Source organism: Micromonospora sp. NPDC047527 (assembly GCF_040643015.1).
Classification (GTDB): domain Bacteria; phylum Actinomycetota; class Actinomycetes; order Mycobacteriales; family Micromonosporaceae; genus Micromonospora.
The window spans coordinates 667406-693514 of record NZ_JBEYTK010000002.1; the positions used below are offsets into that span (position 1 = coordinate 667406).

Annotated in this window: 25 protein-coding genes; 12 read left to right on the forward strand and 13 right to left on the reverse strand. The window is 72.0% G+C overall.

Annotated elements, in window-relative coordinates; translation table 11 throughout:
• Window positions 1-8 precede the first annotated feature (8 nt).
• On the reverse strand, window positions 9-500 hold the full coding sequence (locus tag ABZ808_RS11975; protein WP_357004170.1) for an NUDIX domain-containing protein: 492 nt from the start codon (window positions 498-500) through the stop codon (window positions 9-11).
• A gap of 56 nt (window positions 501-556) precedes the next feature.
• Here ABZ808_RS11975 and ABZ808_RS11980 point away from each other — a divergent pair, with 56 nt between their 5' ends.
• Window positions 557-2206 carry a fatty acid--CoA ligase gene (locus ABZ808_RS11980; RefSeq protein ID WP_357004173.1) on the forward strand — a complete coding sequence of 550 codons (1650 nt, stop codon included), beginning with the start codon at window positions 557-559 and terminating at the stop codon, window positions 2204-2206.
• 186 nt (window positions 2207-2392) lie between these two features.
• On the opposite strand, the gene ABZ808_RS11985 is transcribed toward ABZ808_RS11980, so the two are convergent.
• The 6 genes from ABZ808_RS11985 to ABZ808_RS12010 form a co-directional block, all read right to left on the reverse strand.
• Window positions 2393-3403, reverse strand: a complete 1011-nt coding sequence (locus ABZ808_RS11985) for an NADPH:quinone reductase (RefSeq protein ID WP_357004176.1) — start codon at window positions 3401-3403, stop codon at window positions 2393-2395.
• Between the two features lie 153 nt (window positions 3404-3556).
• The gene (locus ABZ808_RS11990; protein WP_357004179.1) at window positions 3557-4213 is read right to left on the reverse strand and encodes an HAD family phosphatase; all 657 of its coding nucleotides are present in this window, start codon (window positions 4211-4213) and stop codon (window positions 3557-3559) included.
• 32 nt (window positions 4214-4245) lie between these two features.
• The gene (locus ABZ808_RS11995) at window positions 4246-5070 is read right to left on the reverse strand and encodes a hypothetical protein (RefSeq protein ID WP_357004851.1); all 825 of its coding nucleotides are present in this window, start codon (window positions 5068-5070) and stop codon (window positions 4246-4248) included.
• A gap of 187 nt (window positions 5071-5257) precedes the next feature.
• Window positions 5258-5971, reverse strand: coding sequence for an FKBP-type peptidyl-prolyl cis-trans isomerase (locus ABZ808_RS12000; protein ID WP_357004182.1), 714 nt, complete (start codon window positions 5969-5971; stop codon window positions 5258-5260).
• Between the two features lie 100 nt (window positions 5972-6071).
• Window positions 6072-6710: a DUF4241 domain-containing protein gene (locus tag ABZ808_RS12005; RefSeq protein ID WP_357004185.1), complete on the reverse strand. Its 639-nt coding sequence runs from the start codon at window positions 6708-6710 to the stop codon at window positions 6072-6074.
• 74 nt (window positions 6711-6784) lie between these two features.
• Window positions 6785-7810 (reverse strand): Ku protein, encoded by a 1026-nt coding sequence (locus ABZ808_RS12010; protein ID WP_357004188.1) that lies wholly within the window; start codon window positions 7808-7810, stop codon window positions 6785-6787.
• An 85-nt stretch (window positions 7811-7895) separates the two neighbouring features.
• On the opposite strand from ABZ808_RS12010, the gene ligD (ABZ808_RS12015) reads away from it, so the two are divergent.
• The 4 genes from ligD (ABZ808_RS12015) to ABZ808_RS12030 all read left to right on the forward strand — a co-directional run bounded on the left by ligD (ABZ808_RS12015) (window position 7896) and on the right by ABZ808_RS12030 (window position 11702).
• Complete coding sequence (ligD, locus tag ABZ808_RS12015) at window positions 7896-8837, forward strand: non-homologous end-joining DNA ligase (protein WP_357004190.1); 942 nt, start codon at window positions 7896-7898, stop codon at window positions 8835-8837.
• On the forward strand, window positions 8827-9738 hold the full coding sequence (ligD, locus tag ABZ808_RS12020) for a non-homologous end-joining DNA ligase (protein WP_357004192.1): 912 nt from the start codon (window positions 8827-8829) through the stop codon (window positions 9736-9738). Before ligD (ABZ808_RS12015) ends, ligD (ABZ808_RS12020) begins: the two co-directional genes overlap by 11 nt.
• A gap of 381 nt (window positions 9739-10119) precedes the next feature.
• The gene (locus tag ABZ808_RS12025; protein ID WP_357004194.1) at window positions 10120-10863 is read left to right on the forward strand and encodes a TIGR03089 family protein; all 744 of its coding nucleotides are present in this window, start codon (window positions 10120-10122) and stop codon (window positions 10861-10863) included.
• 143 nt (window positions 10864-11006) lie between these two features.
• Window positions 11007-11702, forward strand: coding sequence for a hypothetical protein (locus ABZ808_RS12030; RefSeq protein WP_357004198.1), 696 nt, complete (start codon window positions 11007-11009; stop codon window positions 11700-11702).
• A gap of 110 nt (window positions 11703-11812) precedes the next feature.
• Here ABZ808_RS12030 and ABZ808_RS12035 read toward each other — a convergent pair whose 3' ends face one another.
• Entirely contained in the window at window positions 11813-13492 is a 1680-nt protein-coding gene (locus ABZ808_RS12035) for a DNA repair helicase XPB (protein ID WP_357004200.1), read from the reverse strand.
• Window positions 13493-13664: 172 nt separating this feature from the next.
• Here ABZ808_RS12035 and ABZ808_RS12040 point away from each other — a divergent pair, with 172 nt between their 5' ends.
• Together ABZ808_RS12040 and ABZ808_RS12045 are read left to right on the forward strand one after the other, a co-directional pair.
• On the forward strand, window positions 13665-14561 hold the full coding sequence (locus ABZ808_RS12040; RefSeq protein ID WP_357004202.1) for a L,D-transpeptidase family protein: 897 nt from the start codon (window positions 13665-13667) through the stop codon (window positions 14559-14561).
• A gap of 97 nt (window positions 14562-14658) precedes the next feature.
• Complete coding sequence (locus ABZ808_RS12045; RefSeq protein WP_357004204.1) at window positions 14659-14901, forward strand: hypothetical protein; 243 nt, start codon at window positions 14659-14661, stop codon at window positions 14899-14901.
• Window positions 14902-14932: 31 nt separating this feature from the next.
• Here ABZ808_RS12045 and ABZ808_RS12050 read toward each other — a convergent pair whose 3' ends face one another.
• A complete protein-coding gene (locus ABZ808_RS12050) occupies window positions 14933-17419 on the reverse strand; it encodes a helicase-associated domain-containing protein (RefSeq protein ID WP_357004207.1) in 2487 nt (828 codons plus the stop codon).
• A gap of 83 nt (window positions 17420-17502) precedes the next feature.
• Here ABZ808_RS12050 and ABZ808_RS12055 point away from each other — a divergent pair, with 83 nt between their 5' ends.
• Both ABZ808_RS12055 and ABZ808_RS12060 read left to right on the forward strand, forming a co-directional pair.
• Window positions 17503-18126: an HAD hydrolase-like protein gene (locus ABZ808_RS12055; protein WP_357004210.1), complete on the forward strand. Its 624-nt coding sequence runs from the start codon at window positions 17503-17505 to the stop codon at window positions 18124-18126.
• A 27-nt stretch (window positions 18127-18153) separates the two neighbouring features.
• On the forward strand, window positions 18154-18540 hold the full coding sequence (locus tag ABZ808_RS12060) for a cold shock domain-containing protein (RefSeq protein WP_074316242.1): 387 nt from the start codon (window positions 18154-18156) through the stop codon (window positions 18538-18540).
• Here ABZ808_RS12060 and ABZ808_RS12065 read toward each other — a convergent pair.
• Complete coding sequence (locus ABZ808_RS12065) at window positions 18501-19349, reverse strand: 1,4-dihydroxy-6-naphthoate synthase (RefSeq protein WP_357004213.1); 849 nt, start codon at window positions 19347-19349, stop codon at window positions 18501-18503. The genes ABZ808_RS12060 and ABZ808_RS12065 overlap by 40 nt on opposite strands.
• Window positions 19350-19937: 588 nt before the next feature.
• Between ABZ808_RS12065 and ABZ808_RS12070 the strand changes: the two genes are divergently transcribed.
• Window positions 19938-20822, forward strand: coding sequence for a GNAT family N-acetyltransferase (locus ABZ808_RS12070; protein WP_357004216.1), 885 nt, complete (start codon window positions 19938-19940; stop codon window positions 20820-20822).
• Between the two features lie 131 nt (window positions 20823-20953).
• Here ABZ808_RS12070 and ABZ808_RS12075 read toward each other — a convergent pair whose 3' ends face one another.
• The gene (locus ABZ808_RS12075) at window positions 20954-21604 is read right to left on the reverse strand and encodes a futalosine hydrolase (RefSeq protein ID WP_357004220.1); all 651 of its coding nucleotides are present in this window, start codon (window positions 21602-21604) and stop codon (window positions 20954-20956) included.
• Window positions 21605-21647: 43 nt separating this feature from the next.
• Window positions 21648-23258, reverse strand: coding sequence for an MFS transporter (locus tag ABZ808_RS12080; RefSeq protein WP_357004223.1), 1611 nt, complete (start codon window positions 23256-23258; stop codon window positions 21648-21650).
• On the opposite strand from ABZ808_RS12080, the gene ABZ808_RS12085 reads away from it, so the two are divergent.
• Window positions 23257-24186: a DUF3027 domain-containing protein gene (locus ABZ808_RS12085; RefSeq protein ID WP_357004226.1), complete on the forward strand. Its 930-nt coding sequence runs from the start codon at window positions 23257-23259 to the stop codon at window positions 24184-24186. The genes ABZ808_RS12080 and ABZ808_RS12085 overlap by 2 nt on opposite strands.
• A gap of 34 nt (window positions 24187-24220) precedes the next feature.
• Here ABZ808_RS12085 and ABZ808_RS12090 read toward each other — a convergent pair whose 3' ends face one another.
• Complete coding sequence (locus tag ABZ808_RS12090; RefSeq protein WP_357004229.1) at window positions 24221-24466, reverse strand: DUF2530 domain-containing protein; 246 nt, start codon at window positions 24464-24466, stop codon at window positions 24221-24223.
• A gap of 90 nt (window positions 24467-24556) precedes the next feature.
• On the opposite strand from ABZ808_RS12090, the gene ABZ808_RS12095 reads away from it, so the two are divergent.
• On the forward strand, window positions 24557-26035 hold the full coding sequence (locus ABZ808_RS12095; RefSeq protein ID WP_357004232.1) for an NCS2 family permease: 1479 nt from the start codon (window positions 24557-24559) through the stop codon (window positions 26033-26035).
• The last annotated feature ends 74 nt before the right edge of the window (window positions 26036-26109 follow it).

The following is a 26109-nucleotide window of genomic DNA, read 5'->3' on the forward strand; positions in this document are numbered from 1 at the left end:
GGCGCGGCCTACTTGAGGATCAGCCGGTTGGTCTGCTCGAAGACGTCCAGGTCGGCCAGGGTTTCGTTGACCGAGGCGGAGAGTGGGGCGGGGAACCGGTCGCGGGGGAAGAAGCCCGCGTCGGTGGTCTCGTCGGTGGTCCGGGCCAACTGCCCGTCCCACTCCTCGACCTTGAAGGCGGTCGTGAAGACCTGGTACGTGTGCCCGTACATGTTGGTGCTGGTCCGGTCCGGGCCGGTGTAGAGGGCGAACGCGCAGACCCGCAGCGCCCGCAGCCCGGTCTCCTCGCGGACCTCCCGCACGGCGCAGTCGGCGATCGACTCGCCCAACTCCATCGCCCCGGCGGGCATGGCCCACTGGCCGTTGTCCGAGCGTTGGATCAGCAGGATGCGCTTGGCGTTGTCGCTGACCACGGCCCGGGCGCCGACGAACATCAGCGTCCGGTCCCCGGCGAGCGCGCGTAGCTGCCCCACGTACGAATCGGCCCAGGAAATGCTCACCTGCGACAATTTACGGGGGTTCCCAACGTGTGACCGGCGACACTAACTTGTTACCCATGCGTAGCACGATGATGGACGCCCCTCTGCAGGTCTCCCGGATTCTTGACCACGGCGCAGGAGTGCACGGCGCGGCGGAGGTGGTCACCTGGACCGGCGGCGAACCCCGTCGGATGACGTACGCCGAGGTGGGCCGTGCGGCCGCCCAGCTGGCACATGCGCTGCGCGACGAGTGCGGGGTGACCGGCGACGAGCGGGTCGCCACCTTCATGTGGAACAACAACGAGCACCTGGTGGCCTACTTCGCGGTGCCGAGCATGGGCGCGGTGCTGCACACCCTCAACATCCGGCTCTTTCCCGACCAGGTCGTCTACATCGCCAACCACGCCGAGGACCGGGTGGTGCTGGTCGACAGCACGCTCATCCCGCTGCTGGCCCGGGTGATCGGCGAGCTGGTCACCGTGCGACACGTGGTGGTGGTCGGCGGCGGTGACCCGGCGCCGCTGGTGGCGGCGGCCGGGGACCGGATCGCCGTGCACCACTGGGACGCGCTGCTCGCCGACCGGCCCGAGGTGTACGACTGGCCGGAGGTGGACGAGCGTGACGCCGCCGCGCTCTGCTACACCTCGGGCACCACGGGCAACCCCAAGGGCGTCGCCTACTCGCACCGCTCGATCTACCTGCACTCGTTGCAGGTCTGCATGCCGGAGGGTTTCGGTCTCGGGCCGACCGACCGGGAGCTGGCCATCGTGCCGATGTTCCACGCCATGTCGTGGGGCCTGCCGTACGCGGCGTTCCTGTCCGGCGCGTCGCTGATCATGCCGGACCGGTTCCTCCAGGCCGCGCCGATCGCCGAGATGATCGCGGCCGAGCGACCGACCCTGGCCGGCGCGGTGCCGACCATCTGGACCGACCTGCTGGCCCACCTCGACACCCACGACGTGGACACCTCGTCGCTCACCGAGGTGATCGTGGGTGGGTCGGCCTGCCCGCCCGCCCTGATGCACGCGTTCGACGAGCGGCACGGGATCGACGTGATCCATGCCTGGGGGATGACGGAGATGTCCCCGCTGGGCTCGGTCTCCCGCCCGCCGGCCGGTGCGACGGGTGAGCTGGCGTGGCGCTACCGCTACACGCAGGGCCGGGTGCCGGCCGGGGTGCAGGCGCGCATCGTCGGCCCGGCGGGCGAGCCGCTGCCCGCCGACGGCACGTCCGTGGGCGAGTTGGAGGTCCGTGGGCCGTGGGTGACCGGCCGGTATGTCGGTGACGACGCGCCCGACGAGGAGAAGTTCCGCGACGGCTGGCTGCGCACCGGTGACGTGGGCACGCTCTCCCCGGACGGGTACCTGACGTTGTCCGACCGCGCCAAGGACGTGATCAAGTCCGGTGGTGAGTGGATTTCGTCGGTGGAGCTGGAAAATGCGCTGATGGCCCACCCGGCGGTGCTGGAGGCCTGCGTGGTGGGGGTGCCCGACGAGCGGTGGGGCGAGCGGCCGTTGGCGACCGTCGTGGTCCGGGAGGGCGCCACGGTGACCGCCGAGGAGCTGCACGACTTCCTGGCCGGCTCGGTGGCGCGCTGGCAGCTGCCCGAGCGGTGGGCGTTCATCGACACCGTGCCGAAGACCAGCGTGGGCAAGTTCGACAAGAAGGTCGTCCGATCGCGGTACGCCGGAGGCGAGCTGACTGTCCGAGAGCTGACAGCCCCGTAACGTTTTGGCGGGCACCGTCGCCTGTTGGGATGAGGAGTTCTCCTGATCATTCCTCCCCAGGGGGCGGCCCCGGCGTTCGCACCGCGCCGGGGCCGCCCTTTCCATGCGGGTAACCCGCACCGCCATTGTTGCGAAAATTGTTCGGCTCTGTCCTGATGACGGGGAAATCGGTGGCCGACGACCCGATCAGACGTCGCTGGTGGTGATCTGCACCTTGCCCACCACCGAGTCCTCCACCGCCTGGTGCGCGGCGGCCGCGTCGGCCAGCGGGTAGGAATGCAGCGGCAGGCCGGCGTCCGCGCCCACCCGGATGCCACCCTGGTTGGCCGCCGCCGCCACGTCGACCACGCCCTGTGCCTTGGCCGCCTTCGGCTCGGTGTAGACCAGCACGAACTGCCAGCGACTGTTCAGCGCGAACAGCGGACGGACCGGCACCGTCATCTCGGCGCCACCGTCGTCGGCGTACACGCAGACCGAGCCGCCCTGCCGCAGCACCTGCGCGTCCGTCGCCGCGTTGCGGGCAGGGGAGACCTCGACGATCGTGTGGACCCCGTCGGGCGCGATCTTGCGGACCTCCTGGACCACGTCCTGCTCCCGATAGTTGATCACGAAGGAGGCGCCGGCCGCCGCCGCGAGCTGGGCCTTTTCCGGGCTGCTCACCGTGGCGATCACCGTGGCGTCGGCCCACCGGGCCAACTGGATCGCCGCGTTGCCGACCGCGCCCGCCCCGCCCTGCACCAGCACGGTGTGGTCGGCCAGCGCACCGGCGCGCAACGCGTCCGGCATCAGCTCGCCGGCCGTCAGGCAGCGGTGCGCGGTCAGGAACGGAATGCCCAGGCTCGCCCCCACCTCGAACGAGGCGTCACCGAGGCGGACCGCCTGCCGCACCGGGACCAGCGTGTACTCGGCGGCGGTGCCCCACGGCCGCTGCCAGGCCGCCTCCCAGATCCAAACCCGCTCGCCGATCAGCTCAGCGTCGACTCCCGTGCCGACCGCCTCCACCACCCCCGCGCCGTCCTGCCCGGGGATCTGCCACTTCTTCGGTGCAGAGGACCGCCGGGACTTCCAGTCCGTCGGGTTCACCCCCGACACCGCCATCCGGACCAGGACCTCGCCCGCCTCCGGCTCCGGCACCGGCCGGTCGACCAACTGGAGCACCGAGGGGTCGCCGGTGCGCTCGTACACGATGGCCTTCATCCGTCGACTCCTCAGCTGTCCGGCGCGCGGCACCCGGGTCGAGCACCGCCGCCTGCGGTACCCCGCACAGTCCCCGTCATGCCGACCGACCCGGCCCGCGAAGACAACCGGGCACACGGTGGCACGGACCGGACGACCGTGACGCCGCGCACGTCAGCCCGGCAGCCCGGCCACCAGCTCCGGGGTCAGCTCACCGACCGAGCCCAAGGTCACCGCCGCCAGCCCGGCCGCGTCCGGATCCAGGGGGTACGAGCCGTGCGGCACCGCCACCACCCGCATCCCCGCCGCCGCGGCCGACCGGACCCCGTTGGACGAGTCCTCCACCGCCGCACAGCGGGTCGCGTCGACGCCGAGGCGCTGTGCGACGGCCAGGTACACGTCCGGTGCCGGCTTGCCCCGCTCGGTCTCCTCGGTGGAGAGAGTGGCGACGAACGCGTCGGTCAGGCCGGTGGCCTCCAACGCCGCCGCGATCAGCCGGGTCGGTGACGAGCTCGCCAACCCCAGCGGCCACCGCGCGGCCAGCCGGCGCACCACCTCGTCGGCGCCGTCGATCAGCGGTACGTGCTCCCGGTAGCGCCGGGCCATCTCCCGCACCACCTCGTCGGCGACCTGCTCGGCGGTGCGCTCCACGCCCAACTCGCCACTGAGATAGTCGGCCCACTCGCCGGTGCTCATGCCCATCAGCCGGCGCTGGGTGTCCGGCTGCCAGGCGCCGCCGTGCTCCGCCACGTACGCCCGCCGAACCTCCTCCCACACCGGTTCAGAATCCACGATCACGCCGTCCAGGTCGAAGACCACCGCATCCACCACGGGCCCATCCTGCCCGACCAACGGGCTCAGGGTCAGGCGGGCAGCGCGGGCAGCCCGATCGGGCTGCCCGGCGGGATCAGCTCGTGACCGGACCGGGCGATCGGGTCCAGCAGCTCACGCAGCCGGTCCGTGCGATCCGCGCCGAGGGCCAGCCACGGGTGCTCGGCGGCCCGGTCGGTGGCGTCCTCGACCGCCTGGAAGCCGGCATGGCCGACGTCGGTGGCCTCGCCGTCCCCGGTCAGCCAGCCGCGCTGCGCCAGCCGCTCGCGGGCGGCGTGCCACTGCTCCTCCGTCCAGCCCCGGCCCAGCAGGTTCACCGGTGACATGTCCACCGCGACCTTCCAGGCCAGCGTCTCCACCGGGTCCAGGCCGGCGGCCACCAGCGCCGCAACGTGCCCGTCGCCGCGATGCTCGCGCAGCGTCGTCGCGGCCTGCCAGATTCGGGCCAGCGGGTACTCCCCGATCGGCAGCGCCGCGTTGGCCGCGCCGAGCACCCGACCGGCCGTCTGCGCCGCCTTGGCGGCCTCCTCCAGCAGGTCGGCGGTCTCCACCAGGTGCGCCTCGGGCAACTCGTAGGTCAGCTCGGCGAGCGCCTGCACGGCACCGGTCAGCCGTGCCCGCAGCGCCTCCTGTGGGGTGGCCAACCGCCAGACCGCCGGCAGGGCCCGGCTCACCATCGGTGGCGCGAAGGTGAAGAAGGCGGCGATCACCGGAGCCGCCTCGGTGGCGCCCAGCGGCGCGGACCGGCCCGCGAAGTAGCCCCGCCAGTAACCGCGCAGGCCGACCGCCTCGTATGCGGCACGGGCCCGGGGGTGGAAGTAGGTGACCGCGTGCACAGCCTCGAAGTGCGTCCACATCAGCCGGGCGGTCCGCCCAGACTCGTCCAGCGTCACGTGCACCTCCGCGTCCCCGTCCCCGGATGCTCACCCCGGGCGGCGAGCCGCCCGGGGTGACGCCGAACTTACTGCCGGTGGGTAACGGGCCGGAAGCCCCATGTGAACAACTCCATCGCGGCCGGACGACAACCGGGGCGAAGCGGACGGGTCACTGAGCGCCGAGCACGTCCACCACGAAGCGCAGCGGGCCGGTCGGACGGCCACCGGCGGCGGCCTCGTCGTTGCCGTACGCCAGCTCGCCCGGGATGTCGAGCTGCACCCGGCTGCCCACGGTCACGCCCACGAGGCCCTGGTCCCAGCCGGGAATGACCTGACCCACACCGATGGCGAAGGTGGCCGGCTGGCCGGCGTTCCAGGACGAGTCGAACTCCTTGCCGTCCTTGTAGAACACGCCCACGTAGTTGGTGGTGATGGTCTGGCCCTGCTTGACCGCCGGGCCGTTGCCCTTGATGACGGGGGTGACCGTGAGCTTGGTCAGCTCGCCCGTGCCCGCCTGCACCGCTGGCTTGGTGCCCAGCGCCGGGTCGGCGCCCTCGGGCAGCTGCGGGGCGGGAGGCGCGGCGGCCTCGTCCGGGGCCGGAGCGGAGGCGGACGGGGTGGCGCCGGCCTGGGTGGCGGGCTTGTCGTCCCGGTTCCGGTCGACCCAGACGAAACCGGCGATCAGCAGCGCCATCGCGGCCACGCCGGCGATCCCACCGATCCACGCGTTGCGGCGGCGCTTGGCCTCGGCGGCCTTCTGCGCCGCCAGCTGGGCGGCCAGACGCCGTCCTGCCTTGGTCGCCGGGCTCTGACCCTCCGACCGGTTCTGCTGCGTGCGCTCGCTCACGTCGTCGACTCCCTGCTGCAAAGGTGTGGCCGGCACCCGGTGCCGGGGGGAAAGCCGACGCACACGGTACCCGCCCTGCGGCCTCCCGTGCCCGTCCCGGACGTCTCGGATCGCCCAGGGACGCCGTCGCGGGACGTTATTCCGGCACCACCATGAAGTCGGTCACGAACGAAGTCACGCCCCCGTCGGCGGCGCGCCCGATCCAGGTTCCGTAGCAGCCATCGCCCCAACCCGTGGCGACGGTGACGACGTTGGCCCCGGTGGTCTCGTCCAGCACGGCGGTGATCAGGCCCGGGACCGGCGACGAGGGCAGTTCCGCCGGGATGAAGACCTCCTCGACCTGCTCCTCGTCCCAGGTTTCCAGGACGGCGAGCGCGGTGGGATCGGCGAGGGTGCCGGCGCCGGCGTCCACCCCGTACCCGAAGTAGTCGTCGGGGCCGAGGGCGGCGACGTCCTGGTCGCCCGCGACGGCCGGTTCCCAGCGGACCGTCGACGCCTCGGAGATCACCAGCTCCAGCGCCGCCACCCGCCGGTCCACCTCGGCGTCCTCCCGCAGCACAGCGGCCACCCAGGCTCGGGCGGGATGACGCCCCGGGGGCACGGTGACCGTGAAGGGCTCGGCCTCGGGGCAGACCAGCGGGTCGCACCCGACCACCTGGCCGGTCGGCAGCACGATGTCGCCCACCGGGTGAACCTCGATCAGGTACGCGCCGTGCTCGTCGGTGAAGCGGGCGCCGGGCGTCAACAACCGGTCCAGGTCAGGGGTGTACGGCATGAGGGCTCCTCCGGTTGCCAGCGGCCGGCGGAGCGTACCCGGCCGGCGGACACCCTTCGGCGCTGCCGTACCGGTCAGGCGGTCTTGCGGGATGCGGTCTTGCGGGCGGCCGTCTTCTTCGCCGGCTCCGCCTTCTTCGCGGGGGTCTTCTTGGCGGCGGTCTTCTTCGCCGGTTCGGCCGCCTTCTTCTCGGCCGTCTTCTTCGCTGCGGCCTTCTTCGCTGGTGCCTTGGTCGCCTTCTTCTCGGCGGCCTTCTGCGCCGAGCGGGCCGACGAGATGGGCGTCGGCTCGCCGCCGCCACCGCCACGGGCGGGTTGTTCGCCGCGCGCCGCGCGGGCCCGGTCCACCGATGCCTTCAGTGCGGCCATCAGGTCCACCGCGGCGGCCGGGGCCTCCTCGACCTCCTCCGGCTGGACGACCTCCCGACCCTCCACCTTCGCGTCGATGACCTCCTGCAACGCCGCCCGGTAGTCGTCGGTGAAGACGTCCGGCTCGAACTCGCCGGTCATCGAGTCGATCAGGGAGCTGGCCATCGCCAGCTCCGGCGGACGGACCTTGAGGTCCTCGTCGAGGAAACCGAAGTCGGGGGTACGGATCTCGTCCGGCCAGAGCATCGTGTTGAGCAGCAGCACGCCCTCGCGTACGCGCAGCGTGGCGAGCTGCTCCCGCTGGCGCAGCGCCACCTTGACGATTGCCACCCGCTCCGAGTCGACGAGCGCGTCGCGCAGCAGCACGTACGGCTTGGTGGCCGTGCCCTCCGGCTCCAGGAAGTACGCCTTGTTGTAGAGGATCGGGTCGACCTGCTCGGCCGGTACGAACTCCAGCACGTCGATCGCGCGTGAGCTGGTCAGTGGCAGGTCGGCGAAGTCCTCGTCGGTGAGGATCACCATCTCGCCACCGCCGATGTCGTAGCCCTTGGCGATGTCGTCGTAGGTGACCTCCTCGCCGCAGACCGAGCAGGTGCGCTTGTAGCGGATCCGGCCGCCGTCCTCGCGGTGCACCTGGTGGAACCGAATGTCCTTCTCCTCGGTCGCGGAGTAGAGCTTCACCCCGATCGAGACGAGCCCGAACGACACGGCTCCCTTCCAGATGGCACGCATCCTGCGCTCCCTTCCCCGGTATCGACCATGCTCGCATCCGAAAGAACCTGACGCGAGGTGTTCGGCCTGCTACTACAGTCGGGTCGTGCCTGGCGCGCCGCTCAAGCCGATGCTCGCGATGACCGGGCCGCTCCCGGCGGGTGACGGCTGGGCGTACGAGTTCAAGTGGGACGGCGTCCGCGCGCTCGCCGACATCTCCGGAGGCGTTCAGCACCTGTACGCCCGCTCCGGCGTCGAGATCACCGCCGCGTACCCGGAGCTGGCCACTCTGCCCGAGCAGGTCGACAACGTGCTGCTCGACGGCGAGGTGGTGCTGTTGGGGGAGGGCGGGCAGCCCTCGTTCACCGCGCTCGCCGAGCGGATGCACGTACGGGACCGGAACAAGGCGGCCCGGTTGGCCGCGGTCATGCCGGTGACGTACATGATCTTCGACCTTCTCCGGTTGAACGGCGACGACCTGACCGGCTGGCCGTACGAGCGCCGCCGCGAGGCCCTGGAAGCGCTCGCGCTCGGTGGCGCCCGGTGGGCGGTGCCTCCGATGTTCGCCGACGGCCAGGCCACCTACGAGGCGGCCGGCGAGCACGGCCTGGAGGGCGTGATGGCCAAGCGGGTCGGCGCCGTCTACCGCCCCGGGGTGCGCTCACCGGACTGGGTGAAGGTCAAGCTGGAGGTGACCGGCGACTTCGTCATCGGCGGCTGGCGACCGGGCGCGCGTCGGATCGGCGGGCTGCTGGTCGGGGTGCCCGGTCCGGACGGCCGGCTGATCTACCGGGGGCGGGTCGGCGGCGGGATCGGCGCCGCCATCGAACGGCAGCTCCTCGCCGAGCTGGAGCCGCTGCGCGCCGGCGTGTCACCGTTCGCGCCGGGCGTGCCGCGCGAGGATGCCCGAGGTGCCATCTGGGTAACACCCAGCGTGGTGGTGGAGGTGAAGTACGGCCAGCGCACCCCCGACGGCCGGCTGCGCTTCCCCCGGGTGCTGCGGTTGCGCCCGGACAAGCCTCCCGAGGAGGTCGACGATGCCGGGTGAACGGCTACGGGTGGACGTCGAGGGCCGCCCACTGGAGTTGTCCAACCTGGACAAGGTGCTCTATCCGGCGGCCGGCTTCACCAAGGGCGAGGTGATCGACTACTACACCCGGATCTCCCCGGTGCTGCTGCCGCATCTGCGGGACCGGCCGGTCACCCGGATCCGCTTCCCCAACGGGGTGGACGACAAGTCGTTCTTCGAGAAGAACACGCCGGCCGCGACCCCGGACTGGGTGCGTGTGGAAAACCTGCCCGCGCCCGGCTCGACGAAGGGTCGCGAGACCATCGACTACGTGGTGGCCGACGACCTGCCCACCCTGGTCTGGCTGGCCAACCTGGCCGCGTTGGAGCTGCACACACCGCAGTGGAAGGTCGGCGAGCACCCGGACATGATGGTCGTCGACCTGGACCCGGGGCCGCCCGCAGGGCTCGCCGAGTGCTGCCCGGTGACGGTGCTGATGCGCGACCGGCTCGCCGACGACGGCATCGACTCGTACCCGAAGACGTCCGGCAAGAAGGGCATGCAGCTCTGTTGCCCGATCGCCGGCACACAATCCTCCGAACTGGTCTCCGACTACGCCAAGCGGATCGCCCAGGAGTTGGAGAAGGCGCACCCGAAGCTGATCGTGTCGAAGATGGCCAAGAACCTGCGCCCGGGGAAGGTCTTCATCGACTGGAGTCAGAACAACGCGGCGAAGACCACCGTGGCGCCGTACTCGCTGCGGGCGCAGTCGGTGCCGTCCGTGTCGACGCCGCTGACCTGGGACGAGGTCGAGGCCGGCGCTCGCGGCCGGAAGCCGGCCGTCCGCCAGTTCACCGCCGCCGAGGTCCTGACCCGGGTCGAGGAGTACGGCGACCTGCTCGGCCCACTGCTCGACGGCGGCCCGGAGTTGCCCCTCTGACGGTGGGTCTCTGGATGGCGCGGCGGGCTGTCCGTGACTGAGCGCGACAAGCGTCAGTGCCTCCGCCGGACCCCTCAACCCCTTTGCTCTGCTTACCTATACGCAACACCGCGTTGAGCTGCGGCTTCATGCGGGGCCTCCGAGGGCGGCGGCCGAACCCGTGCTCGCGGAGGGTGAGCGTTGCGTATAGGTAAGCAGAGCAAAGGGTCTGGGGTAGGGGTGATGGCCGCGCCGCGCATCAGCTTGTGGCGACGTGAACAGCGGGCGAAGCGGCGCGCAGCCGCCACCAGGCACCGCCGACCAGGGCCACGGTGATGACGACGGGAGCGACGAAAGTCGTTGAGTAGGGTGGTGCCGATGTCGTCATCGGGGAGCGTGGACATGCAGCCAGCCGTCACGGCCGACCTACCCGTCGACGTCGAGCGCCCCCTGCTCAGCTACCGCGACGAGGCGACCGGCGAACGCGTCGACCTGACCGCACACCAGGTCGGTGCCTGGGCGGCGCGCAGCGCCAGCCTGCTGCGGGACGGATGCGGGCTCGGCCCCGGCAGCCGCGTAGCGGTGCTGTTGCCGCCGCACTGGCGTACCGCCGCGGTGTTGTTGGGCGCGTGGGCCTGCGGCCTGGCGGTGTCGTTCCGGCCACGCGCCACGGCGGGCCTGCCGGTGCTCGAACCCGGCGGCGACCGGCCGTTCGACGCGGTCATCGTGACGCCGCAGCGGCAGGACGACTGGCTGGAGGACGTGCCGGACGCCCCGCACCGCTACCTCGTCGGCACGGGGCCGGGCCGGCTGGCCGACGTCCCGTTGGGCTGGTTGGACTGGTCCGCCGAGGTGCTTCGCCACCCCGAGGTCACGCCCGACCACACCGCCATCCATCCGTCGGACCCGGCCAGCGCGGACGGCACCACCTACGGGCAGTGGGGTGCGCTCGCCCAGGAGGTCGCCGGGATGCTGGGCCTGCGCGCCGGCGACCGGCTGCTGGTCGACGCCGCCGAGCACGAGCAGCCGCTGAAGTGGCTGCTCGCGCCGCTCTCCGCTGGCGCGTCCGTGGTGATCAGCGCCAACCTCGACCCAGCGAACCGGGACACAGTGGTCGCCGCCGAGCGGGCCACCCGGGTTCTGTAGGTCGCCGTCACCCTTCCGGTGGAGCCGCCGCGTTCCATCGGGTTTCACGTTTTCCCTGCTCCTACGCTTCGCCGAAAGCGCGCGCTGTCGCGTTTTCCACACGGGGCGAAGGGGACATGGTGTCGAGGCGTACACGTCGGACTGTGGTTTCGGCGGTGGCCGGCGGCCTCTTCGCCCTCGGGGTGATCGCGCCCGGCCCGGCCGGCGCGCCGCTGCCCCGCGCGGCTCAGGCCGATGGCGCTTCGGCCCCCGCTCCGAGGGAACCGCGCCCCCCGCAGCTCCCGGCCGACTTCCAGGGCACCGGCCGGTACGTCGTGCGCGACCTCGGCATCGACGTGCCGTTCACCTGGCAGGGCAGGGACGGCAACAGCCAGATGGTCGCCGGAGGTCCCGAGCATCCGATCTGGTTCACGAACCTGATCTACGAGAACACGCTCTACACGCTCACCTACAAGTGGCCGAACATCCCGCTGTTCCCGCCGCGCGCGTGCAGCAAGGTCCCGGGGTTCTTCAACCGGCAGATCTTCAACGACAGGCTGAAGACGTCTCGCTTCGTGGGGCCGGAGATCCTGCAGGGCAGGAAGGACCGGCACGTCGAGCACTGGCGGGTGGGTGTCGTCGGCGGTTCCACCGTGCCGGGGGAGTTCTTCCGGTTCCCGATCGCGCTCGGCGACATCTACGTCGACCAGCGGGACCCGAGCCGGTGGTGGCAGGTGTTGCAGTTCGGCCTGCAGAACCTCTTCGACCCAGAACTGGACGAGTGGTTCACAATGGACACCTTCGACCACCGCCCCGGCGAGGTCACCCTCCCGGACCGCTGCCCACCCCCCACGTCCTGACCCCGCCTGCGCCCCACCCCTTGATCGACTCCGTGTCGGCGATGTGGGGGCATCAAAGCGCCCGGATGCCGCCACATCCCCGACATGGAGTCGATCAAGGGCTGCGCCGATCAGTCGATTGTCGGGAGCTTCGGGCCGAGGACGTCGTCGGCGTCGACGATCGTGTACGCGTACCCCTGCTCGGCGAGGAAGCGCTGCCGGTGCGCCGCGTACTCCGTGTCGATCGTGTCCCGGGACACCACCGTGTAGAAGTGCGCCTGCCGCCCATCGGCCTTCGGCCGGAGCACCCGACCCAGCCGCTGCGCCTCCTCCTGCCGTGACCCGAACGTCCCGGACACCTGGATCGCCACCGCCGCCTCGGGCAGGTCGATGGAGAAGTTGCCGACCTTGGAGATCACCAGCGTGCGGATCTCACCGGTGCGGAACGCGTCGAAGAGCCGCTCCCGCTCCTTGTTCGTGGTCGAGCCCTGGATGATCGGCGCGTCGAGGTATTCGCCGAGCTGGTGCAACTGGTCGATGTACGCGCCGATGACCAGCACCTGGTCGTCGGGGTGCCGGTCGACCAGCGCCTTCACCACCGGCAGCTTGGTGCGGGCGGTCGCCGCCATCCGGTAGCGCTCCTCCGCCTCCGCCGTCGCGTACGACATCCGCTCCGCGTCGGTCAGCGTCACCCGGACCTCGGTGCACTGGGCCGGGGCGATCCAGCCCTGCGACTCGATGTCCTTCCACGGCGCGTCGTACCGCTTGGGCCCGATCAGGCTGAACACGTCGCCCTCGCGGCCGTCCTCGCGTACCAGCGTCGCCGTGAGGCCCAGCCGACGGCGGGCCTGGAGGTCCGCGGTGAACCGGAAGATCGGCGCGGGCAGCAGGTGCACCTCGTCGTAGACGACCAGGCCCCAGTCGCGGGCTCCGAACAGGTCCAGGTGGGTGAACGCGCCGCCGCGCCGCGAGGTGAGCACCTGGTACGTCGCGATGGTGACCGGCCGGATCTCCTTGCGCTCGCCGGAGTACTCCCCGATCTCCTCCTCGGTCAGCGAGGTGCGGGCGATCAGCTCCCGCTTCCACTGCCGGCCGGCCACGGTGTTGGTGACCAGGATCAGCGTCGTCGCCTTCGCCTCGGCCATCGCCGCCGCGCCGACCAGGGTCTTGCCGGCGCCGCAGGGCAGCACCACCACACCCGACCCGCCGGCCCAGAACGCCTCGACAGCTTCCCGCTGGTACGACCGCAGCGTCCACGGCTTGCGGCCGTCCTTGCCGGCCTCGGCCAGCTCGATCGGGTGCGCCTCGCCGTCGACGTACCCGGCCAGGTCCTCCGCCGGCCAGCCCAGCTTGAGCAGCGCCTGCTTGAGCCGGCCCCGCTCGGACGGGTGCACCCGGATGGTGTCGTCGTCGATCTTGTCGCCGAGCATGCCGGCGAGCTTCTTGCTCTTGGCCACCTCGATCAGCACCAGCCGGTCCAGTGCCCGCAGCACCAACCCGTACGCCGGGTCGTTGGCGAGCTGGAGCCGGCCGTAGCGGTCCATCGTCTCGGCCACGTCCACCAGCAGCGCGTGCGGCACCGGGTACCGGGAGTACTTGATCAGCGAGTCGACGACACCCTCGGCGTCGTGCCCCGCCGCGCGGGCGTTCCACAGCCCGAGTGGGGTCAGCCGATAGGTGTGCACGTGTTCGGGCGAGCGCTCCAGCTCGGCGAAGGGCGCGATCGCCATCCGGCAGGCCTGCGCGTCGGGGTGGTCGATCTCCAGCAGCAGGGTCTTGTCCGACTGAACGATCAGTGGTCCACCGCTCACGCCAGCGTCCTCTCCTCGGTTGGCCGTCGGGTCGCGGCGGTCGCTTACCCACCGCTGGCCGACCATCCAGTGTTGCACGATGCGGGATCTGCGAAGAAAAATGCCGACCGGGCGCAACCGCAGTGGCACCGGCAGACGTCTAGCAATGGGACGACTGTCCAGGGGAGGTCCCATGAAGCGCTTCCGGATCACTTCCCGACTCGTCGCCCCACTGGTGGTCGTGCTGGTCGGCACCGGCGCGTGCGCGTTCGATCCGCAGTCCGGCGCGGGTGGCGGCGGGGGAGCCGCCCCGGCCGGTGCGGCGGAACAGGTAACGGGGGCGAGCGGCACGTCCGGGCCGGACCAGCGCGGCCGGCCAACGCCGGCCGCGCCGACGCCAGGGCCGACCAGGAGCGCCACGCCGAAACCCACATCAAAGCCGACCCGCGGCACGACGGCACCGGCCACCCCCGCGACGACCACCACGCCGCCGGCCGCCGGCTGCCCGCAGGGCGAGCATCAGCGCGCAGTGGAGACCTACCTGGCCCAGTTGGGCGGGTTCGGGCCGGTGACCGTGGACGGCCGCCAGTCCGCCGCCGACTGCGCGGCCATCAAGAAGTTCCAGAAGAGGTACGGCATTCGCCCCGTCGAGGGTCGCGCCGGGCCGACCACCTCCGACGTGGCCCAGCGGCTCGCCACCACCGACCCGGCCCGCTGCAAGGCCGGCACCGGCACCACGTTCTGCGTGGACCTGACCCGACAGACCGTGTGGGCGGTCCGCAACGGCAAAGTGATCATGGAGCCGACGGTGACCCGGACCGGAATGTCCGGCTATCGCACCCCCTCCGGCACGTACGCCGTCAACTACCGCAACCCCAAGGAGTGGTCCAACCCGTACGAGGTGTGGTTGCCGTACTGGCAGCACTTCACCCAGGGAATGGGCTTCCACGAGACCACGACCTACCTGCACAGCAAGTCCATCGGCTCGCACGGCTGCGTCAATCTGCTGCACGCCGACGCCGTCCGGATGTGGGAGCTGGGCAAGGTCGGCACCCGCGTGGTGCTGGTGGGGCGCCGCCCCGGCACCTGAGTGAGCTGCCCGACTCCGGGTTTTAACCCCTGTCACAGAGGTCCCACAAGTGACACTCTTGGGAGTTCAGGGGTTGGACCGGGCGGGGAGGCTGGGCATGACGGTCGACCGTGACGTGATCGCAGAACATGAGCAGGCGCCGCCCGACGAGGTGTCCCGCGCGACAGTCGTCGCCTACGGCGTCGCGGCAGCGCTCCTGCTCGGGTGGTTCCTCTTCGGCTGGCTGGTGTTGCAGCAGGGCTTCATCGACTCGGTCGGGGAGTCCGCCGGCGCCGGCTTCGCGCTGCTGCTGATCATCTCGGTCGTCGGCACCGTACGCCGCAGCCGCAGCCGCCGCTGATCGACAGCAGCGGCTGCGTTCGCTGTTCCGGTCAGTCCGCCAGCACCGCCGCAGTGATCCGGTGCAGCGCGAACGTATGGAGCATCTCGGTCCGCTCGTCCTCGGCGCGTAGGTAACCGGCGCCGATCGACACCGGCTTGACCAGCCGTGACGCTGTCGCCCCGTGCGCGTCCACGTACCCGACCCAGACCAGCGCCTTGTCGCGGACCGCCTGTTGAAGCACCGCGAGGGCCTCGCTGTGCGTGTGCGCCGGCACCGGGCCGCCGCCGAGCCCCGCCGCGCCGCCGCGTACGACCGCCGGTGCCCGCCGGGCCGCCCGCGCCGCCGCGTCGCCCCGCCGGATGTGCTCCACCACGCCGAGCAGCCGCGGCATCGGCAGTTTCGGGGCGGCCAGCGGATCGAGGGCCCGGGTGGTCATCGGCACCCGCGCAGGGGCCCGCCTGATCCGAGGTCGGGACAGGATGGTGCTGCCGGTGCCGTCCTCCTGCACCGGGGCGTACCCGGCGTCGCGCAGCGCACCCAGCAGTCGACTGACCTGGTACGTGGTGCACAGCACCGTCGGCGCGAGCCGTCGCAGGGCCAGCGATTCCAACCGTCGGTCGGCCAGCACCTCGGTGAGCAGCGTCTCGTCGTCGCTCCGCAGGTACGCCCCGGCCGACCCGACCCGCAGCCCGCCGTGTTTGCGGGCCACGTCGTCCACCAGATAGCTGAGCCCCTGCGGCACCGGGGTACGCGAGCGCCGCCGGAACAACTCGTGCAGGTCGTCGGCCGAGTAACCGGCGTCCAGGGCCCGCCGGATGCTCGCCGTGGTGACCCGGTGAACGCTGGCCCCGCCGGCCGACTCCGGTTCGGTCGTCGCTTCCAACTCGGCGGCGAGCGCGGGCTCGGGCGGGCCGGGCACCACCACGGTCAGGTCGGCCTGCACCAGGAAGTGATCGACCGGGGCGGGCAGCAGCGCGTCCAGCGCCCGGGCGGCGTTGGACGGATCACCGCTCTCCGCGTCCGCGTGCAGCCCCAGCGGGTCGCCGCCGCCCGGCTCGTCGGCCGACGTCAGCTCGCCCAGCAGCAGCCGGCCGTACGAGGTGAGCGCCCCCAGGCCGGTCACGCCGAGCTGCGCCGCCTCGCCCAGCACCTCCCGATGGGCGGCCTCCCGGCCCCGGCTGCGCCGCGGCGCACGCCAGTCCAGCAGGGACTGGACCTCCTCGGGGGTAGGAGAGGTCGCGGGTTCCAGGTCGGCGAGCACAGCGAGCACCGCCCGCCGGGTGGCGGGCGCGCCGGCCCGCTCAGCCTCGGCGGAGAGCGCCGTGATCGGCCGGTCCCGATCGTCGCGCTGGCCGACCAGGCCGACCTGCCGGGTCATGGTCAGCCAGGCGCGGGCCAACTGCTCCCAGCGCTGGGCCAGCGAGGCGGCCCGCCACACCTCGAACCCGCCGGTCGGCAACACCTGCTGATCCGCCCCGTACCGGCCGGCGCTCGAACCGGGCATCTCCAGCTCGCCGGCGATGCCTGCCGCGTACGCCACCTCCAGCAGCAGCGCGGTCGTCGCCTCGTCCAGCCCGGCGGTACGCGCCAGCCGCCGCAGGTCCCGGACGCCGATACCGCCTGAGCGCAGCACCGGCGCGGGTTCGGCGGCGAGCTGCTCCAGCAGCCCTTCGGTGTGCCGGACGACCTCCATGGTCTGCCCGGCCCCGGCCGAGTCGACCGCCTTCGGCTCGCGCGGAGCGCCCGCCACCGGTGGCGGGCTGGTGCGCAACGGTCCGAGTGGGCCGGTGTCGCGGCGCAGCAGGAGGCCGACCTCGCGGGGCAGCTCCACCGTGCCGCCACCCGTCGGCGAGCCGGCCGAGACGGAGACCAGCAGCCGGTTGTCGACCAGCCAGCGCACCGGTGAGCCGGTCGGCGCGCCACCGTTGGTCGGGTCGGCGAGCACGGCGTCCTCGGCGCCGATCGGCGGTGCCTGCAACGCGCCCGGCGGCACGCTGCCGACCGGTGGTCCGGCCGCCAGCCGGTCGAGGATCGCCCGGGCCGACGGGGGCGCGGCGAGCAGCGTCCGGCGCAACTTCGCCGGGTCCGCGCAGAGCGCGGCCGCGCGCAGGTCCAGGTCCGCGGCCGGCCGGCCGAGTCCCGCGGGGTACGGCGAGACCTCGTCGACGGCGGCCGCCACGTGCAGGGCGTGCTCCGGGCCGTACAGCAGAAAAAGCGCCCTGAGCCGGCCGACGGCGGCCCGGACGGCCGTCGGTGCCGGCGGGTGAGGGCCGGCGGTCGCCATGGCGAGTACGGCGTCGGTGGCCGTGGTGCCCTCGTCCGGGTGCCGGGTGAGCCGGGCGGCGTCGAGGATCTGCATGGTGAACTGGTCCAGCCCGTCCAGCGCGCGGGCCACCGAGACCCGGGACTGGGCGCGGATGGCCAGGGCGGAGACGTCGGCTGGCACGGGCACGACGAGGTCCGGCCGGAGCTGGAGCAGCGCGGCCAGTGACTCGTCGGGCAGTGACCGCAGGTGGTCGGCGAGTGAGGTGGTCATCGTCTTTCCACGCTAGCCCGGCACCGGGCCGTCGGCCCCTCGGACGTCCGGCCGGTCCGGAGTCGCCGGGTACGTTTCTCGACATGCCCGCACTGACCGTCGGATTCGACCTCGACATGACCCTGGTGGACTCCCGGCCCGGCATCGCCGCGACCTTCCGGGCGCTGACCGCGAAGACCGGCGTGCCGGTGGACGCCGACCTGGCGGTGTCCCGGCTCGGCCCGCCGCTGCGCACCGAGATCGCGCACTGGTTCCCACCGGAGGAGATCGAGTCGGCGGTGCGGGTGTACCGCGAGCTCTACCCGGCGTACGCGATCACCCCGACGGTGCCGCTGCCCGGCGCGCGGGAGGCGATCGACGCGGTCCATGCTCAGGGCGGTCGTGTGTTGGTCGTCACTGCGAAAATGGGCCGGCTGGCCCGGCTGCACCTGGACCACCTCGGTCTCACGGTCGACGAGTTGGCGGGCGACCTGTTCGCCGAGCAGAAGGCGACCGCCCTGCGGGAGCACGACGCCACCCACTACGTCGGTGACCACGTCGCGGACATGGCGGCTGCGCAGGCCGCCGGGGTGCCGGGCATCGGCGTCGCGACGGGCCCGTGCTCCCCCGATGAGCTGCGCGCGGCCGGGGCGAACGTGGTGCTGGACGAGCTCACCGAATTCTCGGCCGCGCTGAACGGCATGATCCAGCTAGCCTTGGAGCAGTAGCGGCTCAAGTGAAGCAGGGGTTTTCAGGTGCCTACGGGTCGAGTGAAGTGGTACGACACGGCCAAGGGATACGGCTTCGTCACCAGTGACGAGGGCGGCGACGTGTTTTTGCCCAAGGGTGCCCTGCCGGCGGGCGTCACCGACCTCAAGGGTGGCCAGCGGGTCGACTTCAGCGTGGTGGACAGCCGCCGGGGCGCGCAGGCCATGGGGGTCAAGCTGCTGGACGCGCCGCCGTCGATGGCGGAGCTGCGCCGTCGGCCGGCCGAGGAGCTGCACGGTCTGGTCGAAGACATGATCAAGGTGCTGGAGGCGAAGGTCCAGCCGGACCTGCGCCGGGGCCGGTACCCGGACAAGAAGGCCGCGCAGAAGATCGCTCAGCTGGTCCACGCGGTCGCGCGCGAGCTGGAGGTCTGAGGCACCAGGCCGGCGGTGGCGGCCCGGTCGAGCAGTGCCGCCACCGCGGCGAAACCGGCCTCGCCCAGGTCTGCGGTGAACTCGTTGACGTAGAGGCCGATGTGCCGGTCCACCACGTCGAGTTCCATCTCCTGGGCGTGCGCCAGCACGTACTCCCGGCTGGCCGCCGGGTCCGCCCACGCCTGCCGGACCGACTCGCGAACCCAGCCGGCCGCGGCCTCCGGGTCCACCGCGCCACGCTTGGCCAGGATCGCTCCGAGGGGGATGGGCAGGCCGGTGTCGGCCTCCCACCACTCGCCGAGGTCGACCAGCGCGCTCAGGCCGTGCCGGTGGTAGGTGAACCGCGCCTCGTGGATGACCAGCCCGGCGTCGTACCGACCGGCCGCGACGCCCGGCATGATCTCGTGGAACGGGACCACCTCGATCCGGGCCGGCGGCCGACCGGCCGACCAGAGCCGGAACAGCAGGTACGCGGTGGTCCGGTCACCCGGCACCGCCACCGTGGCACCGGTCAGGTCGGTGCGGTCCGGCCCGCCGTCGCGGTCGCCCCGGGTGAGCACCAGCGGCCCACATCCTCGGCCGAGGGCGCCGCCGCAGGGCAGCAGGTGGTAGTCGTCGAGCAGCCACGGCAGCGCCGCGAAGCTCACCTTCACGAGGTCGAAGGCGCCCCGCTCGGCCGCCGTGTTGGTGACGTCCACGTCGGCGTACGTCACCTCGACCGGCGGCGCGCCGGGCACCCGACCGTGCACCAGGGCGTCGAAGACGAACGTGTCATTGGGGCAGGGCGAGATCGCCAGGGAGAGCGCCACGCCCCTCACGTTAGCCCCGCACCCGGCCCGCGGTCCGCGCCCACCCCCGCCCACTGTGATCCGCGACGGCGGCGCGGCACCCGTGAGCAGGCGGTGCCGCGCGCCCCCGTTCGCGCTCAGCTCGCCCTCGCCCTTGTGGGCGTAGTGGGCCCCTCCCGACTCGGCCACCTACCCACCTCGGCTCCCTTTGGAGCTGATGTCGTGAGCGAATCAGTGTTACTTCGGTCGTGGTGGTGCGGGTGGTTGGTGGTGGTGCCGGCCCCTTTGGAGCTGATGTCGTGAACGAATCAGGTTGAATTCGGTCGTAATCGCGCGGGTCGTTGTGGTGCCGACTGTGGTAGCGGCGGCTGCGGTGAAGCGGGCGGTCCGTCGGCGGTTTGCCGCAACGCCACCTGGCTTTCGGCTCGGCCAACCGACAACCGCTCCGGCTGGTCGGGGGCGTGGACGGCCGTGGCGATGTCGCAAACGGTTCAACTCCAAAGGGCCCGTGGAGTGGGTCATCCACCGCCCCGGACAGTTGTCCACAGCATTATCCACAGGCTCGACGAGGGTGTTGATAGCTCGCTGACCAGCGGGGACGATCGGCCTGTGAGCGAGGCGACTGACCACACCGACGGGACTGACCACACCGACGGGACTGACCGCATCGAACTCGGCAGGATGCTTCGAGCTCTGCGTCGTCGTGCCGATCTGAGCCAGCGGGAGTTGGCCGAGAAATCCGGCGTGCCGCAGCCGACGCTGGCGCGGATCGAGTCGGGGCGATCGGTCGATCCCCGGTTCCGGACTGTGGAGCGGCTGGTCCGGGCGGCAGGCGGGGAGGTGGCAGTCGGCGTGCCAGCACCGACACCCGCGATCACCGCGCCGACGCTTGTCCCCCACGACGACATGCGGGACGAGGCCGGACGGCGGTATCCCGCTCACCTGGACGTCTGGGAGGTCCACGAGCCCCGGGACTGGCCGGGCGCATGGTGGGCGGAGTGGTACCGGTTGCCGCCCGAGCGTTATCCACTTCCGCTGCCACCGGCTGCCTACGAGCTGAACCGACGCTACCGGGACAACCGGCGCTGGGGCGCTGAGGTTCGGCGCACGGCTCAGGTGCGGCGGATCACCGGCGACAACCTGCCGGCCACCTGCTGGCGGTTTCTGGCCGAGCTACCCGACGGGGAACTGGTCGGTGAGCTGCGGGCGCACGAGCGGAGCCCGCACCTCGAATACGGGGAGTGGCATCCCGGCATGCCGGAGCGGGAGATGGTGCTCGACGGAGTTCTCGTCGCTGCCCGGTACCGACGGCTGGGGCTCGGGCGCCGACTGGTGACGGCCCTGGTCACCGAGATGCGCCAGGCGGGGATCGAGGACGCGGCGGGGATCGCCGAGGGCTTCGGCGTCGAGCTGCTGCTGGCCTGCGGATTCGAGATCGAGGCCCGCCGGCCGTTCGCCCTACGGCTGAGTCCCAGGTGGCGGCCCTACGGCTGAGCGCAATGCCGCCGCCCTACGGCTGAGCGCAATGCTGCGGCCCTACGGCTGAGCGCAAGGCTGCCGCCTTATGGCTGAGCGCAAGGCTGCGGCCTTACAGCCGAGCCCAAGCCGGCGGCGTTACGGGTGGGTCAGCGCAGTGCGGGAGCCGCCTCGGTCAGGGCGGTGAGGGCCTCGTGCAGGCGCCAGGCGTCACGGTCGCGAGGGCCGATCGGGTTGGAGATGGTGCGCAGTTCGACGAAGGGCACGCCGGCCTGCGCGGCGGCGACCGCCACCCCGTACCCCTCCATGGCCTCGGCCACGGCGGTCGGATGGCGGCGGCGTAGCTCCTCGGTGCTGGCGGCGGTGCCGGTGACCGTGCTGACCGTGAGGACCGGACCGGTCGTGGCGGCCGGCAGGGCGGCCCGCAGCGCCGCCAGCAACTGCGGGTCGGCCGGCACCACGCTGCCGCCCCCGAGCAGCGCGGGCGGCATCCCCAGTTCGTCGACCGGGATGAAGCCTTCGGGTGACTCGGCCCCGAGGTCGGCGGCGACGCTCGCGGTGCCGAGCACGGTGTCACCGACGGCGGCGCGCCCGGCGAAGCCGCCGGCCACGCCGGCGCTGACCACGGCACGGTACGGGCGCCCGGCCGCCTCGGCCAGCGCCAGCAGCCGGGCGGTGGCGGCGCCGGCCACGGCGGGGCCGACCCCGACCGGGGCGACGGTCACGGTGGTGTCCGTCAGGCCCGCCCGCACCGCGTCGGCCTCGGCCGGCACCGCGGTCACCACCAGCAGCCCGGTCACGAGAGGGGCCAGGTAACGGCAGAGTCGGTCACGGCAGGGCCGGTCACGACACGGGCCCGGGGGACTCTCGGCGGGTTTCGTCGTCGGCGCCGTTTCCGGGGCCGCCAACAGCCGAGGATGGGCGGTAGATGTGGTAGCCCGGCGGGGCGAGCCCGGGGTCTTCGTACTGTGGCGAGTTGGCCTGGGCGGGTGCCGGCGAGGTGGGGGCGGCGTCGTTCGGAGTCGTGGGCTCGTCGGCCGTCTCGTCGTCTGCCAGTTCGTCGTCACCCAGCGGCCGGCCGGCCAGCTTCTCGGCGCGCAGCCGGGCGGCTACCAACACCCCCCGGCCGGCGGCCAGGACGCCCACGCCGGCGGCGACCGCGATGCCGGTGCGACCGTCGAACGGGACCAGCCCGAGCCCACCGCCGACGACGAAGGCGAGCATCAGCACCGTCTCGGAGTGGGCGAACGAACTGGCCCGCAGCCGCTCCGGGATGCGCTCCTGGATCGAGGCGTCCACGGCCAGTTTGGCCACACCGCTGACCAGCGCGGTGACCAGGCAGAGCAGGGCCACCATCAGCAGTGAGAACTGGATGACGGCGAGCACCCCCACCCCGGCCACGATGATCATGCTGCTGGACTGGATGGCGGTCGGCCGGTGGATGCGCAGACGGGTGCCGACCGCGGTGGCCAGGAAGCTGCCCACGGCCAGCGCGGCGCCGACCAGCCCCAGCGCCCACTCGGCGCCCAGGTCCCGGCCGAACACCTCGGTGTCCAGGTCGCCCTTCTTTATCGCGAAGGCGAGGAAGAGCAGCAGGAAGCCGTACATCGCGCGCAGGGTCGCGGCGCCGATCAGGCTGGCGATCACCAGCCGGCCGGCGGGGCGGCCCCGGCCCAGCGGCCGGTCGCCCCGTCGCCGGCCCAGAGCCCGCAGCGGCCGAGGGACCCGCTCCGGTGGCTCCGAATCCGCCTTCGGCGGCAGTCGCAGCGAGATGACCATGCCGACCAGGAAGATCACCGACGCGACGCGCAGCGGCCACTGCGGCCCGAACCAGAACGCGGCCAGCCCGATGGGCGCCACGAGTGCGCCCGCCACCGTGCCGTAGACACTGGCTCGTGCGCCCACCTGGGAGAGGCCGAGCCCTGCCGGCAGCAGCCGGGGCACCGCCGCGGACCGGGCCACGCCGTACGCCCGGGACAGCGCGAGCACCCCGAAGGCGGCCGGATAGAGCCCGAAGCCGTGGATGTAGTCGGAGATCAGCCACGCCAGGAATGCCCGGCCGAGCATGGTGGCGGCCAGCGCGTACCGCCGGCCGTGCCGGAAGTGGTCCAGCAGCGGGCCCACCACGGGGGCGAGCATCGCGAACGGAACCATCGTCACCAGCAGGTAGAGCGCGACCTTGCTGCGGGCCTCGCCCAACGGCACGTTGAAGAAGATCGTCCCGGCCAGGCCGATGGCGATCAGGGTGTCGCCCGCGCAGGAGACGGCGTGCAGGTCGAACAGGCGGACCATCCCGACCTCGCCGCCGGCCCCCCGGGTCCGGGCTCGGCCGGCGTGGCGGGTCACCCAGCGTCCGCTGCCCACCGAACCACGCAGGAGCAGGCGGATGGCCCGAATAAGATTGCCGACGGTCCGCCCGAGGACGGATCGCCCGGAGCGGGAGTACGGCGGCATGTGCACCATCCTCGCCCATCCGCTGCCCATACGCCGCACCACTGCGGCGAAAGGTTCCCCGGGAGTCCCTGTCACCCGTGCGGGGCGCATGAGGAACAATGGTTGGGTGACCAGGCCCGCCTCCACCCGTGCCGCCCGTCTCGACCAGGTCTGCGCCGCCGCCGTCGAGGTGGCCCGTGCTGGCATCACCGAGGTGGGTGCCGATGACGTCGGCGACCACCTGCAGGTCGTGGCCGAGGGTGATCGGCTGGTCACCCACTACTTCGACTGTCGTCTCGCCGGCTACCGGGGCTGGCGGTGGGCGGTCACCGTGACCCGGGTGCCGCGCAGCCGGACGGTGACCATCTGCGAAACGGTGCTGCTGCCCGGCCCGGACGCGCTGCTCGCGCCCGGCTGGCTGCCCTGGCAGGAGCGGCTCAAGCCGGGCGACCTCGGCCCGGGCGACCTGCTGCCGACCTCACCGGAGGACGAGCGGCTGGCCCCCGGCTATCTGCTCTCCGACGACCCGGCGGTGGAGGAGACGGCTTGGGAGTTGGGCTTCGGCCGGCCCCGGGTGCTGTCCCGGGAGGGTCGCGCCGACGCGGCGCAGCGCTGGTACGACGGCGACCACGGTCCCAGCGCGGCCATCTCCACCGCCGCCCCGGCCGCCGCCCGCTGCGGCACCTGCGGCTTCTACCTGCCGCTGGCCGGTGCCATGCGGCAGGCCTTCGGTGCGTGCGGCAACTTCTACGCCCCCGACGACGGCCGGGTGGTGAGCGCCGACCACGGTTGCGGCGCCCACTCCGAGACGTTGATCGAGGCCGCCGACACCACGGTCGACGATCTTCCGACGGTGTACGACGACAGCGCGGTGGAGGCCATGTCGGTCAGCCGCGCCCCTGGTTCGGTGGAGTCCGCCGAGCCGGCGGAGCCGTACGGGCACTCCTGACCGTTCGCGGCGGTGCCGGGGCGGGCGGCTGAGGTCAGCTCGCCCGGCGGCGACGTCGGTTGGCGTCGTGCCGCATCATCACGGCGAGGCCCGGGAAGCCCCACAGGAAACCGGCCAGGCAGGTCCAGAGCCAGTTCTGGTGGTCGTGCTCGGTCAGCCAGCTGCGGAAGAAAACAAGCAGGACCAGCCCGGCGACCGCCCAGGCGATCAGCCCGGCGACGGCGAACGGCACCATCGGTGGGTCCAGCGGCGCGGGCCGCGGTTGCTGGTCGTTCGGCACCCGGCAAGCGTACGCGATCTACTTCCCCTGCCCGCCAGTGATCTGGGACGATGCCGGCGTCAAACCGGAAGATCACCCTGCGAGGACCTGATGGCAGTTCTGCCGCCCGAGAACGGCACACCACCCGCTCCCGCTCAACCGCGTAACGGCTTTGACCGCTTCTTCGAGATTTCCGCCCGTGGCTCGACGGTGAGCCGTGAGGTACGTGGTGGTCTGGCGACCTTCTTCACGATGGCGTACATCGTGGTGCTCAACCCGCTGATCCTGGGCGGTGCCGTCGACGGTGACGGAAAGTCTCTCCCGATTCCCGCGCTCGCCGCGGTGACCGCGCTGGTCGCCGGCCTGATGACGATCCTGATGGGGGTGGTCGGCCGGTTCCCGCTGGCGCTCGCCGCCGGCCTGGGTGTCAACGCCCTGGTGGCGTACGAGATCGCACCCGAGATGACCTGGGCCGACGCGATGGGCCTCGTGGTGATCGAGGGTGTGATCATCGCGGTGCTGGTGCTGACCGGCCTGCGGACCGCCGTTTTCCGCTCGGTGCCGACCCAGATGAAGACCGCGATCGGCGTGGGCATCGGCCTCTTCCTGACCATTATCGGCCTGGTGGACGCCGGTTTCGTCCGGCGGATTCCGGACGACGCCAACACCACCGTCCCGGTCGGTCTGGGCATCGGCGGCAAGCTGGTGAGCTGGCCGATGCTCGTCTTCGTGGTGGGTCTGCTGATCACGCTGGTGCTCGTGGTGCGGCGGGTGAAGGGCGCGATCCTGATCGGCATCCTCGCGTCCACCGTGCTGGCGGTGATCGTGGAGGCGGTCGGCAACATCGGCCCGTCGTTCGTCGACGGTAAGCCCAACCCCAAGGGTTGGTCGCTGAACGTGCCGGAGCTGCCGAAGACGGTGGTGGACGTGCCGGACCTGTCGCTGCTCGGCAAGTTCAACGTGCTCGACTCGTGGGGTCGGGCCGGCTGGCTGGTCGTGTTGATGTTCGTCTTCACCCTGTTGATCACGGACTTCTTCGACACCATGGGCACGATGGTGGCGGTCGGCCAGGAGGGCGGTCTGCTCGACGAGAAGGGCACTCCGCCAAGGGCGAAGGAGATCCTGCTGGTCGACTCGATCGCAGCGGCGGCCGGCGGTGCTGCGAGCACCTCCAGCAACACGTCGTACATCGAGAGTGCCGCCGGTGTCGCGGAGGGTGCCCGGACCGGCGCGGCCAACCTGGTCACGGGCGCGCTCTTCCTGCTGGCGATGTTCCTGGCGCCGCTGGTGGTGATCGTGCCGTTCGAGGCTGCCTCGACGGCCCTGGTGGTGGTCGGCTTCCTGATGATGACGGCCGTGCGGACGATCGACTGGTCCGACTACGAGATCGCCATTCCGGCGTTCCTCACCATCGTGCTGATGCCGTTCACCTACTCGATCTCCAACGGGATCGGCGCCGGTCTGATCACCTTCGTGGTGGTCAAGCTGGCCAAGGGCAAGGCCCGGGAGATCCACCCGCTGCTGTACGGGGTGGCCGCGCTGTTCGTGCTGTATTTCCTGCGCGGGCCCATCGAGTCCCTGGTGCTCTGACGACGTTCGGGCGGGGAGTCGAACCAGATTCCCCGCCCGAAACGACGCAAATGTCCTCGTGAGCCTGGTCATAT

Bases quoted from the DNA above. Each gene is read 5' to 3' on its own strand.
- ABZ808_RS11980 (WP_357004173.1), top strand. From the start codon at position 557: ATGCGTAGCACGATGATGGACGCCCCTCTGCAGGTCTCCCGGATTCTT.
- ABZ808_RS11985 (WP_357004176.1), bottom strand. From the start codon at position 3,403: ATGAAGGCCATCGTGTACGAGCGCACCGGCGACCCCTCGGTGCTCCAG.
- ABZ808_RS11995 (WP_357004851.1), bottom strand. From the start codon at position 5,070: ATGTGGACGCACTTCGAGGCTGTGCACGCGGTCACCTACTTCCACCCC.
- ABZ808_RS12005 (WP_357004185.1), bottom strand. From the start codon at position 6,710: ATGCCGTACACCCCTGACCTGGACCGGTTGTTGACGCCCGGCGCCCGC.
- ABZ808_RS12010 (WP_357004188.1), bottom strand. From the start codon at position 7,810: ATGCGTGCCATCTGGAAGGGAGCCGTGTCGTTCGGGCTCGTCTCGATC.
- ligD (WP_357004192.1), top strand. From the start codon at position 8,827: ATGCCGGGTGAACGGCTACGGGTGGACGTCGAGGGCCGCCCACTGGAG.
- ABZ808_RS12025 (WP_357004194.1), top strand. From the start codon at position 10,120: ATGCAGCCAGCCGTCACGGCCGACCTACCCGTCGACGTCGAGCGCCCC.
- ABZ808_RS12040 (WP_357004202.1), top strand. From the start codon at position 13,665: ATGAAGCGCTTCCGGATCACTTCCCGACTCGTCGCCCCACTGGTGGTC.
- ABZ808_RS12045 (WP_357004204.1), top strand. From the start codon at position 14,659: ATGACGGTCGACCGTGACGTGATCGCAGAACATGAGCAGGCGCCGCCC.
- ABZ808_RS12050 (WP_357004207.1), bottom strand. From the start codon at position 17,419: ATGACCACCTCACTCGCCGACCACCTGCGGTCACTGCCCGACGAGTCA.
- ABZ808_RS12055 (WP_357004210.1), top strand. From the start codon at position 17,503: ATGCCCGCACTGACCGTCGGATTCGACCTCGACATGACCCTGGTGGAC.
- ABZ808_RS12085 (WP_357004226.1), top strand. From the start codon at position 23,257: ATGTGCACCATCCTCGCCCATCCGCTGCCCATACGCCGCACCACTGCG.
- ABZ808_RS12080 (WP_357004223.1), bottom strand. From the start codon at position 23,258: ATGCCGCCGTACTCCCGCTCCGGGCGATCCGTCCTCGGGCGGACCGTC.
- ABZ808_RS12095 (WP_357004232.1), top strand. From the start codon at position 24,557: ATGGCAGTTCTGCCGCCCGAGAACGGCACACCACCCGCTCCCGCTCAA.